The sequence below is a fragment of the Aquihabitans sp. G128 genome, from assembly GCF_019048865.1.
Lineage (GTDB): Bacteria > Actinomycetota > Acidimicrobiia > Acidimicrobiales > Iamiaceae > Aquihabitans.
The window spans coordinates 3,634,485-3,651,526 of sequence record NZ_CP077604.1 but is presented as its reverse complement, the minus strand read 5'-3'; the positions used below and the strand labels follow the sequence as shown (position 1 = coordinate 3,651,526).

At 74.4% G+C, this 17,042-nt stretch carries 15 protein-coding genes and 4 pseudogenes; 2 read left to right on the top strand and 17 right to left on the bottom strand.

The genetic code is table 11. From position 1 onward, the window contains the following. Positions 1-50: 50 nt before the first annotated feature. The gene (cobA, locus tag KSP35_RS17555; RefSeq protein WP_216997094.1) at positions 51-1,517 is read right to left on the bottom strand and encodes a uroporphyrinogen-III C-methyltransferase; all 1,467 of its coding nucleotides are present in this window, start codon (positions 1,515-1,517) and stop codon (positions 51-53) included. A gap of 95 nt (positions 1,518-1,612) precedes the next feature. Between cobA and KSP35_RS17550 the strand changes: the two genes are divergently transcribed. Continuing rightward, complete coding sequence (locus KSP35_RS17550) at positions 1,613-3,244, top strand: phospholipase D-like domain-containing protein (RefSeq protein WP_216997093.1); 1,632 nt, start codon at positions 1,613-1,615, stop codon at positions 3,242-3,244. Positions 3,245-3,270: 26 nt separating this feature from the next. Here the strand turns inward: KSP35_RS17550 and hemC are convergent. The 10 genes and pseudogenes from hemC to KSP35_RS17495 all read right to left on the bottom strand — a co-directional run bounded on the left by hemC (position 3,271) and on the right by KSP35_RS17495 (position 11,999). After that, a pseudogene (hemC, locus tag KSP35_RS26100) lies at positions 3,271-4,168 on the bottom strand (hydroxymethylbilane synthase). Next, complete coding sequence (hemA, locus tag KSP35_RS17535; RefSeq protein ID WP_216997091.1) at positions 4,165-5,394, bottom strand: glutamyl-tRNA reductase; 1,230 nt, start codon at positions 5,392-5,394, stop codon at positions 4,165-4,167. Before hemA ends, hemC begins: the two are co-directional and overlap by 4 nt. Before the next feature lie 84 nt (positions 5,395-5,478). Next, positions 5,479-6,045 carry a bifunctional precorrin-2 dehydrogenase/sirohydrochlorin ferrochelatase gene (locus KSP35_RS17530; protein WP_216997090.1) on the bottom strand — a complete coding sequence of 189 codons (567 nt, stop codon included), beginning with the start codon at positions 6,043-6,045 and terminating at the stop codon, positions 5,479-5,481. A 4-nt stretch (positions 6,046-6,049) separates the two neighbouring features. After that, on the bottom strand, positions 6,050-6,700 hold the full coding sequence (locus KSP35_RS17525) for a DUF1269 domain-containing protein (RefSeq protein WP_216997089.1): 651 nt from the start codon (positions 6,698-6,700) through the stop codon (positions 6,050-6,052). A 202-nt stretch (positions 6,701-6,902) separates the two neighbouring features. Further along, positions 6,903-7,541 (bottom strand): annotated as a pseudogene (locus KSP35_RS17520) (redox-sensing transcriptional repressor Rex); the annotation flags it as partial. 64 nt (positions 7,542-7,605) lie between these two features. Continuing rightward, positions 7,606-8,736, bottom strand: a complete 1,131-nt coding sequence (locus KSP35_RS17515; RefSeq protein WP_216997087.1) for an AMP-binding protein — start codon at positions 8,734-8,736, stop codon at positions 7,606-7,608. Between the two features lie 103 nt (positions 8,737-8,839). Further along, positions 8,840-9,103: pseudogene (locus KSP35_RS26095) on the bottom strand (AMP-binding protein); the annotation flags it as partial. Between the two features lie 75 nt (positions 9,104-9,178). Next, positions 9,179-10,030 carry an ABC transporter permease subunit gene (locus KSP35_RS17505; RefSeq protein WP_216997086.1) on the bottom strand — a complete coding sequence of 284 codons (852 nt, stop codon included), beginning with the start codon at positions 10,028-10,030 and terminating at the stop codon, positions 9,179-9,181. Further along, complete coding sequence (locus tag KSP35_RS17500) at positions 10,027-10,989, bottom strand: ABC transporter ATP-binding protein (protein WP_216997085.1); 963 nt, start codon at positions 10,987-10,989, stop codon at positions 10,027-10,029. Before KSP35_RS17500 ends, KSP35_RS17505 begins: the two co-directional genes overlap by 4 nt. A gap of 140 nt (positions 10,990-11,129) precedes the next feature. Beyond that, positions 11,130-11,999 carry an S-adenosyl-l-methionine hydroxide adenosyltransferase family protein gene (locus tag KSP35_RS17495; RefSeq protein ID WP_216997084.1) on the bottom strand — a complete coding sequence of 290 codons (870 nt, stop codon included), beginning with the start codon at positions 11,997-11,999 and terminating at the stop codon, positions 11,130-11,132. Between the two features lie 204 nt (positions 12,000-12,203). On the opposite strand from KSP35_RS17495, the gene KSP35_RS17490 reads away from it, so the two are divergent. Then, positions 12,204-12,353, top strand: a complete 150-nt coding sequence (locus tag KSP35_RS17490; protein ID WP_254126827.1) for a helix-turn-helix domain-containing protein — start codon at positions 12,204-12,206, stop codon at positions 12,351-12,353. A 12-nt stretch (positions 12,354-12,365) separates the two neighbouring features. Here KSP35_RS17490 and proC read toward each other — a convergent pair. The 6 genes and pseudogenes from proC to KSP35_RS17460 all read right to left on the bottom strand — a co-directional run bounded on the left by proC (position 12,366) and on the right by KSP35_RS17460 (position 17,008). Continuing rightward, positions 12,366-13,114, bottom strand: a pseudogene (gene proC / locus KSP35_RS17485) (pyrroline-5-carboxylate reductase). A 241-nt stretch (positions 13,115-13,355) separates the two neighbouring features. Then, complete coding sequence (locus KSP35_RS17480; RefSeq protein WP_216997083.1) at positions 13,356-13,820, bottom strand: YbjN domain-containing protein; 465 nt, start codon at positions 13,818-13,820, stop codon at positions 13,356-13,358. Between the two features lie 63 nt (positions 13,821-13,883). After that, positions 13,884-14,381 carry a hypothetical protein gene (locus KSP35_RS17475; RefSeq protein WP_216997082.1) on the bottom strand — a complete coding sequence of 166 codons (498 nt, stop codon included), beginning with the start codon at positions 14,379-14,381 and terminating at the stop codon, positions 13,884-13,886. Between the two features lie 113 nt (positions 14,382-14,494). Then, positions 14,495-15,103, bottom strand: a complete 609-nt coding sequence (locus KSP35_RS17470) for an RNA polymerase sigma factor (RefSeq protein WP_216997081.1) — start codon at positions 15,101-15,103, stop codon at positions 14,495-14,497. A gap of 229 nt (positions 15,104-15,332) precedes the next feature. Then, positions 15,333-16,547 carry a glycosyltransferase gene (locus KSP35_RS17465; protein WP_216997080.1) on the bottom strand — a complete coding sequence of 405 codons (1,215 nt, stop codon included), beginning with the start codon at positions 16,545-16,547 and terminating at the stop codon, positions 15,333-15,335. Positions 16,548-16,555: 8 nt separating this feature from the next. Next, entirely contained in the window at positions 16,556-17,008 is a 453-nt protein-coding gene (locus tag KSP35_RS17460; RefSeq protein ID WP_216997079.1) for a helix-turn-helix domain-containing protein, read from the bottom strand. Between the last annotated feature and the right edge of the window lie 34 nt (positions 17,009-17,042).

Here is a 17,042-nt window from a genome sequence, read left to right as displayed (position 1 = left end):
GACACGCCGGGCTCCGGCCCCCGCCACGCAGCAGACGTGACAGGTGCCCGTCAGGCTGGGGGAGCCAGCGCCCCCAGCAGCGCGGCGATCAGCCCGTCGACGGTGTGGGGATCGGCCTCCACCGAGACGGTGAGCCCCTGCTGGACCGCGGTGGCCGAGGTGACGGGCCCGATCGACGCCACCACGGGCGGCACCCGCTCGACGCCCACCGCGTCGACCAGGTTGGTGACGGTCGACGAGGACGTGAAGGTCACGGCGTCGGCCGCCTCGATGCGGGCGGTGGTCGCCTCGTCGGGCACCACCGGGACCGTGCGGTAGGCGTCGACGACCTCGACCTTCCACCCGGCCTCCCGCAACCCGTCGCGCAGGACCGGCCGAGCGCCGGCGGCCACGGCCAGCAGCACCTTCCCGCCACCGTCGGGCGGTGCGGGGAACACCTCCAGCAGGCCCTCGGCCACGAAGCGCTCCGGCACCAGGTCGGCCACGATCCCCCGCCGCGCCAGGGCCTCCGCGGTGCCGGTGCCCACCGCCGCCACCGAGACCCCCGCCAGCGTGCGGGCGTCGCCGACGGCGTCCATGGTGCGCTCGACGCCGTTCGGCGAGGTGACGACCAGCCAGTCGAACGACGCCACCCGGCCGATGGCGTAGGACAGGGCGAAGCCGCCGTCGGACGGGTCGTCGACGGCGATGGTGGGCGCCTCCACCACGTCGGCCCCCAGCGCCCGCAGCCGGTCGGCCAGCCCCGAGGCCTGGGCCCGGGCTCGCGTGACCACCACGGAGCGGCCGAAGAGCGGACGGCCCTCGAACCACGAGAGGTCCTCCCCCGCCACCGATCCGACGACGATCACGGACGGCGAGTCGAGCGGGTGGTCCTCGAGGGTGGCGAGGGTGGCCCGGGTGGTGTGCTGCTCGGGACGCGTGCCCCACCGCACGGCAGCCGCCGGAGTGTCGGCGGGGCGGCCGGCTGCCATCAGCCGCTGGGCGATCTGGGGCCACCGGCCGACGCCCATGAGGATGACGATGGTGCCGCCCACCCGGGCCACCGCGTCCCAGTCGACCGTGCCGTCGCCGCTGGAGGGGTCCTCGTGGCCGGTGACGACGGTGAAGGAGGTCGACGAGAAGCGCTGGGTGACCGGGATGCCGGCGTAGGCGGGCACCGCCAGCGCCGAGGTGATGCCGGGCACGACCTCGTAGGGCACCCCGGCGTCGATGAGCGCCTGGGCCTCCTCGCTCCCCCGGGCGAACACGAACGGGTCGCCGCCCTTGAGCCGCACGACCGCCTGGCCGGCCAGCCCCCGCTCGACGAGCAGGGCGTTGATCTGGTCCTGGGTCATGCGGTGGTGCTTGGGGGCCTTGCCCACGTCGATCCGCTCGGCACCGTCGGGTGCGAGGTCGAGCAGCTCGGCGGCCGACAGCCGGTCGTGGACCACGACGTCGGCCTGGGCCAGCAGCTCCGCCCCCCGCCGGGTCAACAGCCCGGGATCGCCAGGTCCGGCACCAACGAGGAAGACGGTCACGGCGGCGATGGTACGGCGCCGCGCCGCGGGTGGTCGGCGTCGGCACGCGCTCGAGCCCCGCACCCGGTGCTGGCCGCCTCTGCCATGCTGCGACCGTGCCCGAGCGCCGATCGACCAACGACCCGAGCGACTGGTTCCTCGACGTCGACGAGCGCGGCAACCGGTGGACCCAGATCGATCGCCGACGGCAGGACGGCTGCGCCTGGACCTCGGGCAACGACGTGGCGGTCCACCGAGACGGGCGCTCCTACTTCGAGCGGCTGCACCAGGTCCTGGCCCAGGTCCCCGCCGCCGGGCACGTGTGGCTGGCCGACTGGGAGGGGCACGCCGACGAGCGGTTGGACGGGCCGGACACCGAGGTCGGAGCCGTGCTCGGTGCCCTCGCCGACCGCGGCGTGGCCGTCCGTGGTCTGCTGTGGCGCTCGCACCCGCGCCAGGCCCACTTCGACGAGCAGGACAACATGCACCTCGCTCGCGAGGTCAACGACCGGGGAGCGTGCCTGGCCCTCGACGAGCGGGTCCGGCGAGGCGGCAGCCACCACCAGAAGCTGGTCCTGGTCGGGCTCGGCGCGCCGAGCGGCGCAGCGGAGGTCGCGTTCGTGGGAGGCATCGACCTGTGCCACGGCCGTCACGACGACCACGACCATGGCGGCGACCCGCAGGCCACCGACGAGCTCGACACCGCCTACGGCGACCGCCCGCCGTGGCACGACGTGCAGCTCGAGGTCCGAGGCCCAGCCGCCGACGACCTCGGTTGGACGTTCCGCGAGCGGTGGAACGACCCCGGCCGGCTCGACCACCGCAACCCGGTCCGGGCCGTCCAGCGCCGGCTCCTGCGCCAACCGGCCCGGCTCGACCCGCTCCCGGCACCGCCTGCGCAGCGCACCGGGACCGGCCCGTGCCACGTCCAGGTCCTCCGCACGTATCCGGCGCGCCGTCCCCGCTACGCGTTCGCCCCCGATGGCGAGCGGAGCCTGGCCCGGGCCCACCTCAAGGCGCTCGGCCGGGCGCGACGCCTCGTGGTGGTCGAGGACCAGTACCTGTGGTCGGAGACCGGTGCGAAGGCGCTGGCCGAGGCCCTGTCGACCCACCCGACGCTCCAGGTGGTGCTGATCGTCCCCCGCCACCCCGACGACGACGGCGCGGTCACCGGCTGGGCCAACCGGTTCGCCCGGCACCGGGTCCTCCAGCGGCTGCGGGCCGCCGGCGGCGACCGCGTGGCGGCCTACGACCTGGTGAACCGGGCCGGGGCCCCCATCTACGTCCACGCCAAGGTCTGCATCATCGACGACGTGTGGATGGAGGTCGGGTCCGACAACCTGAACCGCCGCTCGTGGACCCACGACTCCGAGGTGGGAGCGGCCGTCCTCGACGAACGGCTCGACGAGCGCCAGCCGACCGATCCCGCCGGGCTCGGCGATGGGGCGCGCGTGCTGGCGCGCCAGACCCGCCTGGACCTCTGGACCGAGCACCTGGGTCGCGCCCCCGGCGACGATGCCGACCTCGTGGACCCGGCCGAGGGCTTCGCGGTGCTGGCTCGCCACGCCGCTGCGCTCAGCAGGTGGGAGGCCGCAGGCGGGGTCGGCGAGCGCCCCGCCGGCCACCTGGCGCTCCACCACACCGAGCCGATCCCGCTCTGGCAGCGGCCCGCAGCGCTCCTCGCCTACCGGACGACGCTCGATCCCGACGGCCGCCTGGCCGGCGACCGCCGGGCCGGCCGCTTCTGAGGTCGGCGCGGCTGGGGCGCTGAGCCTCAGGCGTCGGGACCCAGGACCGTGCGGAGGTGGCGGGCCACGGCGTGGCCCAGCGCATCGGGGTCGTCGCCGGTGGCGTGGTGGCGCACCACGCGGGCCTCGTGGGTGCCGTCGGTGGCCAGGAAGGCGTCGAGCACCAGGTCGCCCTCGTCGTGGACGCCCACCACCCGGGCGTGGGCGCCGGCCGGCAGGTCGCAGTCGCCGCCGAGCTCGGCCAGGAACGCCCGCTCGGCGTCGACCCGACGACGAGACAGCCGGTGCTCGATGGCCGCCAGCAGTCCGGCCGTGGCGTCGTCGCCCTCGCGGCACTCGATGCCCAGGGCGCCCTGGCCCACCTGCGGCACCATCTCCTCGACGGTGAGGACCTGGGCCAGGTGCTGCTCGAGGCCGAGGCGCTGGAAGGCCGCGGCGGCCACCACGATGGCGCCGCCGTCGGGCACCTTCGACAGGCGGGCCGCCATGTTGCCGCGGAGCTCGGTGAACTTCGAGGTCCGGTCGGAGCCGGGCCAGCTGGGCCCGGCGCCGCTGCGAGCCGCTGGCCACGGTGGCGCCCTGGGGCAGGGCGTCGAGGGTGGCGCCCACCAGCGCGTCGCGCGGGTCGCCCCGCTCGGGGACGGCGGCCAGGACGAGCCCCTCGACGGTCACCGCCGGGAGGTCCTTGGCCGAGTGCACGGCCACGTCGGCCCGACCGGCCAGCACCGCCTGCTGGACCTCCTTGGCGAAGACGCCCTTGCCCCCGATGGCCGAGATCGGCACGTCGAGGCGGACGTCGCCCTCGCTCTGCATGGGGACCAGCTCGACGGCCAGGCCGGGGTGCGCCGCCACCAGCAGGTCGCGCACGTGCTCGGCCTGCCAGAGCGCCAGCGGGCTCTGGCGCGTGGCCAGCCGCAGGCTCAAGAGTCGAGGTCGTAGAGCTGGCGCATCGCCTCGGCGAGGCGGTCGCCGGTGGGCGTGCCGGCGTGCTCCTTGAGGGCCATGGTGGGCCGGTGCAGGAGCTTGTTGACGAGGCCCTTGGCGAGGGCCTCGACGGCCTCGCGCTGGCGGTCGTCGAGACCGTCGAGCCGGGCGTCGAAGCGGGTGAGCTCGGCGTCGCGCACGTCGTCGGCCCAGCGGTGCAGGGCGCCCACCACCGGCGCGGCGGTGCGGGCGGAGGCGGCGGTGCGGAAGCGGCCGATCTCGTCGTCGATGATCGCCACCACCGCCTCGAGCTCGCCGGAGCGGCGCTCGATGCCGGCCTGGGCGAAGGTGCGCAGGTCGTTGATGTCGAGCAGCGTCACGCCCGGGAGGTCCCGGACCGTGGGGTCGACGTCGCGGGGCACGGCGATGTCGACGATGAGCAGCTCCCGGCCGGATCGCTCCGCCATGACCGGGGCGAAGTCGTCGTGCTCCACGACCGGCACGGTGGCGCCGGTGGAGGTGAGCAGCAGGTCGATCTCGAGCAGGGCGAGGGGCAGGTCCGAGAGGCGGACCGCCTGGCCGCCGATGCGGTCGGCGAGGGCCCGGGCCTTGCGCCAGGTGCGGTTGGCCACGAAGACGTCGGTGACGCCGGCGCGCTGCAGGGCGGTGGCCATGCCCTCGGCCATCTCCCCGGCGCCCATCACCAGGACCCGCTTGCCCTGCAGGTCGCCGAGCCGCTCGGCAGCCATCTCGACCGCGGCGTGCGAGACCGACGCGGTGCCGCGGGCGATGTCGGTGTCGGTGCGGGCCCGCTTCCCGGTCTCCAGCGCGTGGCGGAACAGCAGGTTGAGGACGGGGCCGGTGGTGCCCTCCTCGCCGGCGCGCTCCCAGGCGGTGCGGACCTGGCCGAGGATCTCGGCCTCGCCGAGCACCGCGGAGTCGAGCCCGGCAGCGACGGAGAACAGGTGCCGGACGGCCTCGGTGTCGTAGTGGACGTAGAGGTGGTCGGCGAACTCGTCCGGCGTGACGAAGGCCAGCTCGGCGAGGAAGTTGCGCACGTCGCCGTAGGCGCCGTGGAACTTCTCGGCCAGGGCGTAGACCTCGGTGCGGTTGCAGGTGCTCAGCACCACGACCTCACCCAGGTGCTCACGGGACGCGAGGTCGTGCAGGGCCTTGGGCAGGCGCGCACCGTCGACGGTCATCCGCTCGAAGAGATCGAGCGGCATGGTTCGGTGGTTCAGTCCGATGACGACGACAGACACGCCTGTAGGCGCTCCTTGGCTTCGGCCTCACGGCCAGCGCGGATGAGGTCAAGCATTCCCGACTCGACGGCCGCCCGCCAATCGGGGCGCGTCCCCCAAAGGGGAGGACGCCCGGGACTCCGCCAGGAGCCGCAGCGCCACCAGGTGCTCGGGCCCGATGGCACCGGCCGCGAGGTCCCGCAGCCAGGTGGCGGCACCGGGGTGCACGCCGCCGGTGGAGACGGCCAGGGTGAGCGGGCCGTCGCGGTGGACCGCCGGCAGCGCCGCCGGGCCGCCGTCGGCCGCCGAGGCGTCGTTGGCCCACGTGCCGGCGGTGGTGGCGTCGGCCACCACCTGGCGGTTCACCGCCGGGTGGTCGGTGGCGGCCACGACGAAGGCCCAGGGCTCACCGGCCAGGTCGGCGGTCTCGTAGGACCGCTCCTGCCACGCCACGGCGCCGCTCCTCGCCAGGGCACCCAGCGCCTCGGTGGTGGTGGGGGCGAGCACGGTCACCGCTGCTCCAACGCCGAGCAGCCCCTGAACCTTCCGCTCGGCCACCCGCCCGCCGCCGACGACCAGGCAGCGCCGGCCGTCGAGGTCGAGCAGGACGGGGTAGCGCGCCGCCTGCTCGCCCACCGGCTCAGACGGCCGGCTCGTCGACGATCACCTGGGTGCCGCCGGTGTCGGCCCGGTCACCGGTGGAGTGGCCGAGGGCCCGCTCCAGCTCGTGGCGCACCGCGTCGGGGAACGTGCAGTACAGGACCTGGCCCTCGAAGCGGCTCAGCTCGCGGACCACCACCGGGCGCACGTCGTCGGAGACCAGGACCAGCAGCGCCGAGGTGCCGGGGTCGATCCACTCGGCCACCTGGCGGACCCAGGCGTCGTCGAGGCCGAGGTCGATCAGCTTGCCGGCGAGCCCGCCGCTGGCCGCTCCCGAGGCGGCACCGAGGACCGCGCCCACCGGGCCGAAGAAGCTGCCCACGAGCAGGCCCCACAGCGTGCCGCTGAGGGCGCCCCGCTTGGGGTCGAGGTCGACGGTCTGCTTCACGTGGACCCGCTCGTCGTCGCCCTTGTAGACGACCACCGCATCGGTCAGCGTGATCTGGCCCTCGCGAGCCAGGTTGGCCAGGTTCAGCAGCACCTCGCCGGCCCGGGTGACCTTGTCGAAGCCCATCCCGATGATGTGGTCGCTCCCCACCGCGGCGTCGGCCGTGGCCGGCACCGCCCCCGCAGGAGCCTCAACGACGGGTTCGGGATCGCTGGGAATCCCAGGCGACGGCGCATCGGTCATGGAGCCAACCCTACCGACCGCTCCCGATCCTCAGACCGGCGCTGCTGCCGGCCAGGCCCGCTCCCACCCGGCGAGCAGGGCGGTTCGCCGCAGGCGAGAGGGGCCCGAGCGGCCCGGGACGACGCGAAGCGAGTCCCGGGAGCGGGAAGAGGAGCTGACGATCGAGCAGGGCGGACCCGGCCAGCTCCGGCCGCTACACGCCTTCGGTGTCCCGGTGCTCTTGGTAGAAGGAGAGGATCTGCAGCTCGAGGGCGAGGTCGACCTTGCGGAGCGAGGTGCCCTCGGGGACCGAGATGACGGCGGGGGCGAAGTTGAGGATGGAGCCGATCCCGGCCTCGGCCAGGGCGTCGGCCACGTCCTGGGCCGCCACCGCCGGGGTGGCGATGATGCCGATGGCGATGCCGAGGCGCTCCTTGAGCACCGGGAGCTCGTCGAGGTGGTGCACCGGCACGCCGTGGACGAGCTGGCCGACCTTCGCGCGGTCGGCGTCGACGAGGGCGGCCACCGGGAAGCCCCGCTCCTTGAACCCGCCGTAGTTGGCCAGGGCCTGGCCCAGGTTGCCGGCACCGACGATGACGACGGGCCAGTCGTGGGTGAGCCCGAGCTCGCGGCTCATCTGGAAGGCGAGGTACTCGACGTCGTAGCCGACGCCCCGGGTGCCGTAGGAGCCGAGGTACGACAGGTCCTTGCGGACCTTGGCGGCGTTCACCCCCGCCATCTCTGCGAGGCGCTCCGACGACACCGTCGCCGTCTTGTCCTCGAGCAGCTCGGCGAGGCTCCGCAGGTACACGGGCAGCCGGGCGACGGTGGCCTCGGGGATGCGACGAGAGCGATCGGACATGGCCCGTCGAAGCTACCGAACACGTGCACATGTTCACAAAGCCCGTGGCCCCCGGGCGGGTGGGTCAGCGGAGGGCTCGGCGGAGCACCTTGCCCGAGAGGTTGATGGGCAGCTCGTCGACGAAGTTCACCTTCTGGGGGCACTTGTAGCGGGCCAGGTGCAGGGCGCAGTACTCGATGACGGCGTCCTCCTCCAACGACCAGCCCGGCTCGGCCACCACGAAGGCCTTCACGGCCTCGCCGGTGTGGGGGTGGGGCACGCCGACGATGGCGCACTCGCGCACGCCGTCCATGGAGAGCACCACCTCTTCGACCTCGGCCGGGAACACGTTGAAGCCCGACACGATCACCAGGTCCTTGGCCCGGTCGACGAGGAACAGGAAGCCATCGTCGTCGACCAGCGCGATGTCGCCGGTGTGGAGCCAGCCGTCGTCGTCGATGGCGTTGCGGGTGGCCTCGGCGTCGTTCCAGTAGCCCTGGAAGACGTTCGGCCCGTGGACCCAGATCTCACCGGGGTCGCCCACGAGGGCGTCGTCACCGTCGAGGTCGACCAGGCGCACCTCGACGCCGTCGACCGGGGCGCCCACCGAGCCGGGGCGGAACGGCAGGCCGAACGAGGCGGTCACCACGGGCGAGGCCTCGGTGAGGCCGTAGCCCTCGCCGATCTCGAGGTCGAAGCGAGCCTTGATCGCCTCGGCCACCGAGGGGTCGAGCCGGGCGGCGCCGGAGGTGGCGGCGACGACCGATGCGAAGGTGTCGCCGGGGAGGCCGGGCATCGAAGCCCAGGCGGCCCACATGCTCGGCGCCCCGGCCACCACGCTGACCCCGTGCTTCTGGATGGCCTCGATGGCCGACATGGGGTCGAAGCGCTCGACCAGCAGCACGGTGGCCCCGGCGCGCAGGGCGGTGCCCAGGACCACGTTGAGCCCGAAGATGTGGAACATGGGCAGCACCGCGAAGGCGACGTCGTCCGGGCTGCCGCCGTCGGGCCGCAGGCCCAACGTCTGGTCGATGTTGGCGAGCAGGTTGCCGTGCGAGAGCATCGCCGCCTTCGGCGAGCCGGCGGTGCCGCTGGTGAACATCAGCACCGCGAGGTCGTCGGCCTCGCGGTCCACGAGCGGCGCCGGCTCGCTGCCCAGGAGGTCGTCGAGCAGCACGACCGCGTCGTCGCCGGCGTGGCCCTCGCTGTGGATCACGAACTTCGAGCACCGGCAGCAGGCTGCGGTCGATGGCCTCCACCGTGCGGCGGCCCGACGGGCCGGCCATGAGGCCACGGGCGCCGACGGCCGCCAGCTCCCGCTCGATCTCCTTCGGCGGGCTCAGCGGGTTCAGCGGCACCGCCACCGCGCCGACCCCGAGGATCGCCAGGTAGTTCACGACGAAGTACCAGTTGTTGGCGCACACGATGGCCACCCGGTCCCCCGGGTCGATGCCGAGGCCCAGGTAGCCGCCCCGCAGCCGCGCCACCTGCTCGCGCAGCGTCCCGTAGTCCGTGGTCCGGCCCCGACTGATCAGCGCGGGGGCCTCGGCCGGCGGGGTTTCGAGGATCGAAGCAAGGTTCACGGACACCTCAGGGTGCGAGCAGAGCGACGAGGGACCACCAGTGGACCACAACCGGGGCGTCGGGCGCCCGTCCGCTCAGAGCCGGGCGGCCATGGTGTCGCGCGTGAAGGAGCGCGCGCCCCGGATGTTGAGCCACCCGGCGACCGCCCACAGCCCGACGCCCGCCAGGAAGGTCGGGAGCGGACCGGCGAGCAGGAGGCCGGTGGTCTGGCCCACCGCCAGGATCACGAGGGGCAGGACGACGGCGCCGCCGAGCTGCTGGGCCTCTTGGGTGTTGTTCACGCGCATCGAGACCCGGACCATGATCCCGAGGCCGAGCGCGGAGACGGCGGGTGCCAGCCAGAGGATGACCAGCGCCCACATCCAGGTCGGCAGGAAGAGGCGGTGCATCACCGGCCAGCAGACGGCGTTGGCGATGGTGGCGAAGAGGACGAACCCGATCCACGACACCGCGGTGGCGGGCACGAACCCGCCGAGCAGCTTGGCCACGTAGAGGTCGCGGTCCCGCACGGGGAGGTGCAGGAGGGTCTCGAGGGTCTTGCGCTCCTTCTCGCCGGCGAAGGTGTCCGACGCGGTCACGGCCGAGACCATGAGCGGCACGATGAGGAACAGGGGCGCCACCAGGTACCCCAGGACGAGGATCACCAGCCGCTCGTGCTGCGGGTACCCGAGGATGGGCTCGGCGAGCGCCGTCGGCAGCATGTTGACGAAGCGGTCGATGTCGAGCGACTTGCCGTTCGCGGCGATGCCGATCGAGGTCGGCAGCAGGACCAGCAGCACCACCGGCAGGAACAGCATCGGGAGGATCAGCGCCTTCGAGCGCACGATGGCCCCGAGGTCGCGGCCGAGCACCACCCGCACGACGGCCCAGTCGATGCCCCCCAGGCCACGCGAGGGCGGGCGCACCACGAGCTCGGCGTCGGTCACGACGCCACCGAGGTGGCGGCGGTGCCGGCGCGCGCCTCGATCTCGAAGTAGATGTCCTCGAGGCTCGGCTCGTGGGCGTCGACCCCGAACACCGATGCGCCTCGGGCCACGGCGGCGGCGACCAGGGCCGGCACCGCTCCCCGCTCGGTGAGCCGGGCCACCGCCCCGTCGGCGGTCGGGGCGATCGACTCGACCATGGTGAGCGCACCCAGCCCGGCGAGCAGGTCGGCGCCGGCCGGCGTGCCGAGGTCCAGGCGCACCTCGGCACCGGACCACAGCTCGCGGGCCAGCTGCGCAGGGGTGCCGAACGCGTGCAGGTGGCCCTGGAACAGGACGGCCATGCGATCGGCGAGCTTGCCGGCCTCGCCCAGGAAGTGGGTGCAGAGCACGACCGTCCGGCCCTGCTCCTCGGCGAGGCTCCCGATCAGGTCCACCACGGCCCGCGTGGCGGCCGGGTCGAGGCCCGAGGTGGGCTCGTCCAGGAACAGGAGGTCGGGCTCGTGGAGCAGCGCACGAGCCAGGGCGACCCGCTTGCGCTGGCCGGTGGAGAAGCCCTGCACCTTGACGTCGGCCCGGTGGCCCATGCCGAAGCGCTCGAGGAGCTCCCCGGCGCGGCGGCGTGCCGTGGCGCGGTCGATGCCGCGCAGCCGGGCCATCACCACCAGGTTCTCCAGGGCGCTGAAGCGCTCGTCGAGGCCGGCGTTCTCGGTGAGCACCCCGGTGCGGGCGCGGAGCACGTCGCCCTGCTGCCACGGGTCGAGCCCGAGCACCGTCGCGGAGCCGGCATCGGGGAGCAGCACGCCGTTCAGCAGCCGCATGGTGGTGGTCTTGCCGGCGCCGTTCGGGCCCAGGAGGGCCAGGACCTCGCCCGGCTCGACGTCGATGGTGAGGCCCGCCAGGGCCACCCCGCTGGCGAAGTGGCGCGTCAGCCCCTCGCAGTCGATCGCCCGATCCCCCATGGCTCGCCAGTGTTGCACCGCCGCCGGGTGGTGGCGGACCGTGGCCGGCGGGCCCGGTCAGCCCAGCAGGACGAGCTGCAGCGTGGCAGCGAGGATGATGATCAGCAGCAGGACGGCGAGGACGATCGTGGTGCCCTGTCTCATCGGTGCTTCTCCCTGAGGGTCACGGGGGTGGATCGCCCGGGCTGGGGCCCGTCGTCGGGCAGCGCGACGAGCGCCACCTCGTCGCCGGTGTCGAGGCGCAGCTCCTCGGCGGCCGACGCCCGGTCGACCGCGATCGAGATCAGCCCGTAGGAGTCGACCACGAGGCCGATCTCACCGGTGGGGACCTCGGCGTAGGTGTGGTGGCGCACCCCGGTGCGGACCTTGCCGCCGAAGCGCAGCTCGATGCGGTCCCCGTGGGCTTCCACCTCGGCGGGGTCGACGTTGAGCTGGAGGTTGCCGTACCGGTCCGTCCACAGCACCTCGGCGTACAGGACGTCCTCTTCGACCCGGGTGATCGGGATGGTGGCCGGCATCAGCCCGGCGGTGTCGACCTCGACCCCGAGGTCGAGGAGCGCCACGCCGGCGCAGAGGTGCGCCGCCGCCGGGGCGAAGACGTCTCGCCCCGCGAACGTCGGCCCCGGGGCGCCGAGCTGGTAGGCGACGTTGGTGAGCTCGACGGCCCGGGTGGCTCCGCCGACCATGGCCACCGCCGGCGCGAGCAGGCCGTTGTCGGGGCCGATGAACACCGATTCGCCGTCGCCGACCTCGATGGCCACGGCCCGGCGGGCCGAGCCCACGCCCGGATCGACCACGGCCAGGACCACCCCGGGCGCCAGGTACTGCGCCGAGCGGGCGAGGGCCAGCCCACCGGCGCGCACGTCGTGGGCCGGCACGTCGTGGGTCACGTCGATCACCACGGTGCCCGGCGCCAGCTGCCGCACCACCGAGTGCACGACCCCCACGAACTCGTCCGTGCGGCCGTAGTCGGAGAGGAACGAGATCGTGTCGTACGAGGGCGAGGTCACAGCCCGCCCAAGCTACCGGCCGGCCCTCGGCGGGCGGCATCTCGGGCCCGGCTCCTCCGCGAGGCCCGGCCCGCCGGACGCGACCATCCACCACTTCGCTGTTGGCAGGTGGTAGTGGGCGCAAGTACGGTTCGCCCGTTGTTCGACGAAGGGTTCGATGTCGTGGCGCCTGCAGCGCGAAGCCGGTTCTTGACCGTCGCCGAGGTGGCCGATGAGCTCCGGGTGTCGACGATGACCGTGTACCGCCTCATCAAGGCCGAGCAGCTGCCGGCCACCCGCGTCGGCAAGTCGCTGCGCATCCGCGAGGACGACGTCGAGCGGTTCCTCGCCGGCCGCTACACCGAAGCCGGGTAGCGGCCCGCCCGGTCACCCGAGCTCGCGGCTCCGCTCGGTCGCAGCCCGGACGGCATCGCTGAAGGCGGCACGGACGGCCGCGGCCTCCAGGGCCTGGAGGCCGGCTGCGGTGGTGCCGCCGGGGCTGGTCACGGCGGCGCGGAGCTCGGCGGCGGGCTGGCCGGTGGCCAACAGCTCCGCCGAGCCGCGCAGGGTCTGGACCGCCAGCTCGGTGGCGACGGCGCGGGCAGGCCCTGGAGCACGCCGGCGTCGATGAGCGCCTCGGCGACCAGGAAGACGTACGCCGGGCCCGAGCCCGAGAGGCCGGTCACCGCATCGAGCTGCTCCTCGGCCACCCGGACCACGGTGCCGACGGCGCCGAGGATCGCCTCGGCCCACGCCAGGTCCTCCTCGGCCGCCGAGGATCCGCCGGCGATGGCGGCGGCGCCCGCCCCGACCAGGGCCGGGGTGTTGGGCATGGCCCGCACCACCACCGTCCCGTCCGGCAGGGCCGCCTCCATGGTGGCGATGCGGACCCCGGCGGCGATCGAGAGCACCCGCGCCACGCCGAGGGCGCCGAGCGAGCGGCACACGTCGGCCACGTGCTGCGGCTTCACCGCGACCAGGGCACCGGCGCCGGCGACCGGCTCGGGCGCGACGCCCAGCCCGGGGAAGCGCTCGGCCAGCTCGGCCCGACGGCCGGCGTCGGGCTCCACCACGGTGAGGGCGGAGGCCTCCGCCCAACCGGCGGCGAGGAGGCCGCCCACCAGCGCCTCGCCCATCTTCCCGCCACCCACGACCACCAGCTCGCTCATGGCCCGAGGGTACGGCACCGGCAGCGCCCGACGAGCGGCCGGGGCGGGAGAGCGGACGGGTCGCAGCCACCCCAGGGGGGAGTCGGGGTGGCTGCGACCCGACGAAGCCGACCGGCCGGGCACCTTCCCGATGACCCGGCCTTGGCAGGCCGGAGCAAGGTAGACCAGCGCCGCACCACAAGGCAAGGAAAGGGGCGAAATGACAGGTTCAAGCAGGGAACCGCGAGGCGAAGGCGATGCGGAGCGCCGGCCGGAAGCACCGCTCCACGTAGGCGTAGAGCGAGCCGAGGACCCGGTCGAGCTCGTCGTCGTCGACCGCGTCGAGGGGCAGCTGGCCCTCGAGGAAGACCGCATCCTCGTCGCCGATCACGAAGGCGGCGCCGTTGAAGCCGTGGTTGCGGCGGAGGAGGTGCTCGTAGAACTGGGCGTGGTTCTCCTCGGGGGCCGGGAGGACGTAGGTCTGATAGCGCAACGTGCGCTGGTGGATGGTCAGCCAGACCGTGGTGACGTCCTTCTCCTCGCCCTGGAGCCGGATGTGCCAGCGCAGCACGCCGGGCTCGCCGCGGTCGACGGCGAGCACCATCGGGTTCTCGGCGAGCTGCTCGCCCGCCCACCGGTCGATCCGCGCCTCGACGGCGTCCAGCTCCTCGGGGGTCGCAGCCTCGGTTCCCATCGCCCGGACGCTACCCACCACCCTCGCCGACGCCCCGCAACGGGTCCGGCGGCGCAGCGGGGCTCAGCTGCGGCGGGGCGCGCCGGGCCCCGGCCATCGGGCGCGACCCTGGCCGGACGGTCCGCCGGGAGGCCCCGAGCCGACCCCGACCTCGATCCGCCCGCCGGGGGCGTCGAGGGCGCGGCTCAGCGCGGTCGACGCCGAGGCCAGCATCCCATCGGCGGTCCAGTCGGCGCCGGTGCCGGCCACCAGGCCCAGCCAGGTCGGGCCGGCGAGGAGGTCGCCCACGAACGCCTGGATCCGGCTCGCGACCACGCGGGCGCCGTCCGCGTCGGTGTCGAGGAGGATCCCGAACATGCGACCGCCCAGGTGGCACACGATGTCGTTGGTGCGCACGTGCAGCCACAGCGCCGAGGCCACGATCTCCGGCGCCGGCCCCCGTCCTTCGGGGATCGCCAGCAGCAGCAGGGCCAGGTCGCGGTCCACCAGGCCCGCCCGGTCCAGGGCGGTCGCCAGCGCCGCCTCGAACGCCGCCCGGTCGATCAGGTCGACGGCGTCCACGGGCACCAGCAGCGGGAGGGGCGGCCGTCGCCGGTGTCGGCGCTCAGGTCTCGGCATGCCGGAGACAACCCGGTCCGGCGCCGCCCATGACGGCGGACCCGGCGTCGACGGGCTCAGTCGACGACGCCACCTGCGAGGTTGGCGAGGTACGCCTCCCGCAGCCCGCGCCGGGCCCGGTAGGTCAGGGCCGACGCCGCGGCGGGCGAGAGGCCGAGGCGCTCGCCGATCTCCACCGGGGACAGCTCGTCGAACTCGCTCCAGAAGATGACCTGCCGCCACCGCGCCGACAGCGAGCGGAAGGCCAGGACCAGGTCGTCGTCGCTCATGAGGGGCAGCTCGTGGTCGATCGCGGCGACGACCTCCGGCCGCTGCACCACCTGGTGGTGGCGGTGGTGCCGGTGCCGCAGCGTGACGGCGGTCGTCCGCAGGGCGACCATGAGGTAGCGGATCGGGGCGCTGGTGGGGCCCTTGCCGCGCCGCAGCGCGCCCAGCATCTTGGCGAACGCCTCGGCGACCAGGTCGTCGGCGAGGTCCCGCGGCACCAGCGAGCGGGCGTAGCGGCCGGCCTCGGCCTGGTGCCGTCGGTACAGCTCCTCGTAGGCGCGCAGGTCCCCGGCTCGGACGTCGAGCAGCAGGTCGTCGTCGGTGCGCTCCGGGAGCGGCGCGAAGCGCGACGGCGCTCGCCTGCCGGTTCGAGGGGCCAGGGTGGCGGGTGCGGACAAGGGGAGCTACCTGTGCGTTCGGTGGGGTGGGCCTCGTCGACCGTGGGAGGCGGGACCCCTCGTGGCTCGACGTGGTCCATCGTCCGGCTCGGCGCCGAACCGGACAAGGGTCAGCCCACGAACCCCAGGTTCCGATGCTGTTCTCGGCGACCGGTGGGCGGCGAGCCACCGAGGGGCCCTCGCGCGGCGCCGACGACCGGTCGCCGCGGCGCCGCAGGGAGCGGCGCGGCTAGGCCGCGCAGTCGACCAGGGCGCGGGTGCTCAGGTCGGCGTAGATGCGCCGCAGGCGCGCGGCGGCGGTGGACCACGTGTAGCCCCGGGCGCGCTCGGCGGCGGCCGCGCCGAGCGCGGCGGCGTAGGCGGGCCGATCGAGGATCGAGGCGACCGCGGCACCGAAGGCGACCGGGTCCCGGCCGTCGACCAGGAGGCCGGTCCGGTCGTGCTCGACGAGCGTCCGCAGGCCCCCGACGGCGGCGGCCACGACCGGGGTCCCGCACGCCGCCGCCTCCAGCGCGACGAGGCCGAAGGACTCCGAGCGGCTCGGCACCAGCACGACGTCGGCGGCGCGGTACCAGGTGGACAGCAGGTGGTGCGGCTGCGGCGCGACGTACTGGATCTGGCCCGTGACCCCGAGCGACGCCGCCAGGGACTGGACCCGCGCCAGCTCCGCCGCGCCCTCGGCGCCGCTGGGGCCGCCGACCACCACCAGGCGGGCGTCGGGCCGGTTCAGCGCGGCGAGGGCGCCGACGGCCACCTGGAGGCCCTTCAGCGGTTGGATGCGGCCCACGAACAGGAGGATGGGGGCCGCCTCGCTCAGCCCGAGGGCGCGACGGGCCCCGCCCTGGTCACCGGGCGAGAAGAAGGCGTGCTCGACGCCCGGGGCCACGACCTCGATCCGGCGGGGCTCGGCGCCGTAGAGCCGCTCGAGCTGGGAGACCTCCTCGACGGAGTTGGCGAGGATCACGTCCGAGCAGCCGATGACCTCGGCCTCGGCGTCGATGCGGCGGTCCGGCTCGTGGTCGCCGGTCTCGGCCTTGACCCGGGCGAGGGTGTGGAACGTCGAGACCAGCGGCAGGTCGAGGCGGTGCTTCACCCGGTGGCCCACCACGCCCGACAGCCAGTAGTTGGCGTGGATGACGTCGACCGGATCCCGACCCAAGCGGTGGACCAGGGCCTCGGTGAACGCGTCGACGGTGTCGGGCAGGTCCTCCTTCGGCAGGTCGATCGGTCCGGCGTCGAGGTGGACCACCCGGAAGCCGGGCTCGACGGCCACCTCGTCGGGCAGGTCCGGCGCCCAGCGCCGCACGTAGACGGTGGTGCCCACGCCGGCCTGCGCCAGCGCCGCCGCCAGCTCGCGGACGTAGACGTTCATGCCGCCGCTGTCGCCGGTGCCCGGCTGGGCCAGCGGCGAGGAGTGCAGGGAGAGGACGGCGAGCTCGGCCACGGCCTCGGTCAACGTCCGGCGAGGGCCCCGGATTCCGTGCCTTCGAGATCGTCGTCCGGCGCGCCGTCGACGGCCGGGGCGGCGAGGTCGCCGAAGGGCTCGAAGCCGGCGGCCCGCCGCTCGGCACGGAAGGACTCGTAGATCTGCACGAGGGTCTTCTTCTGCTCCTCGTTGAGCCACGGGTCCCGACGGATCTCGGTGATCAGGTCCGTGTCGCCCTCGCGCGCCTCGAGGATGCCGGCGCGCACGTAGAGGGTCTCGGAGCTGATCTCGAGGGCCCGGGCGATCTGCTGGAGGATCTCGGCCGACGGCTTGCGGAGGCCCCGCTCGATCTGGCTCAGGTACGGGTTGGAGATGCCGGCCATCTCGGAGAGCTTGCGCAGCGACAGGTGGCCCACGCGGCGCTGCTCGCGGATGAACTCGCCCAGGTCTCGCCAACGGGTCTCGAGCTCGGGTGCCATGGGGAAAAGGCTAGGTCACGCCCGCCGCGGAACC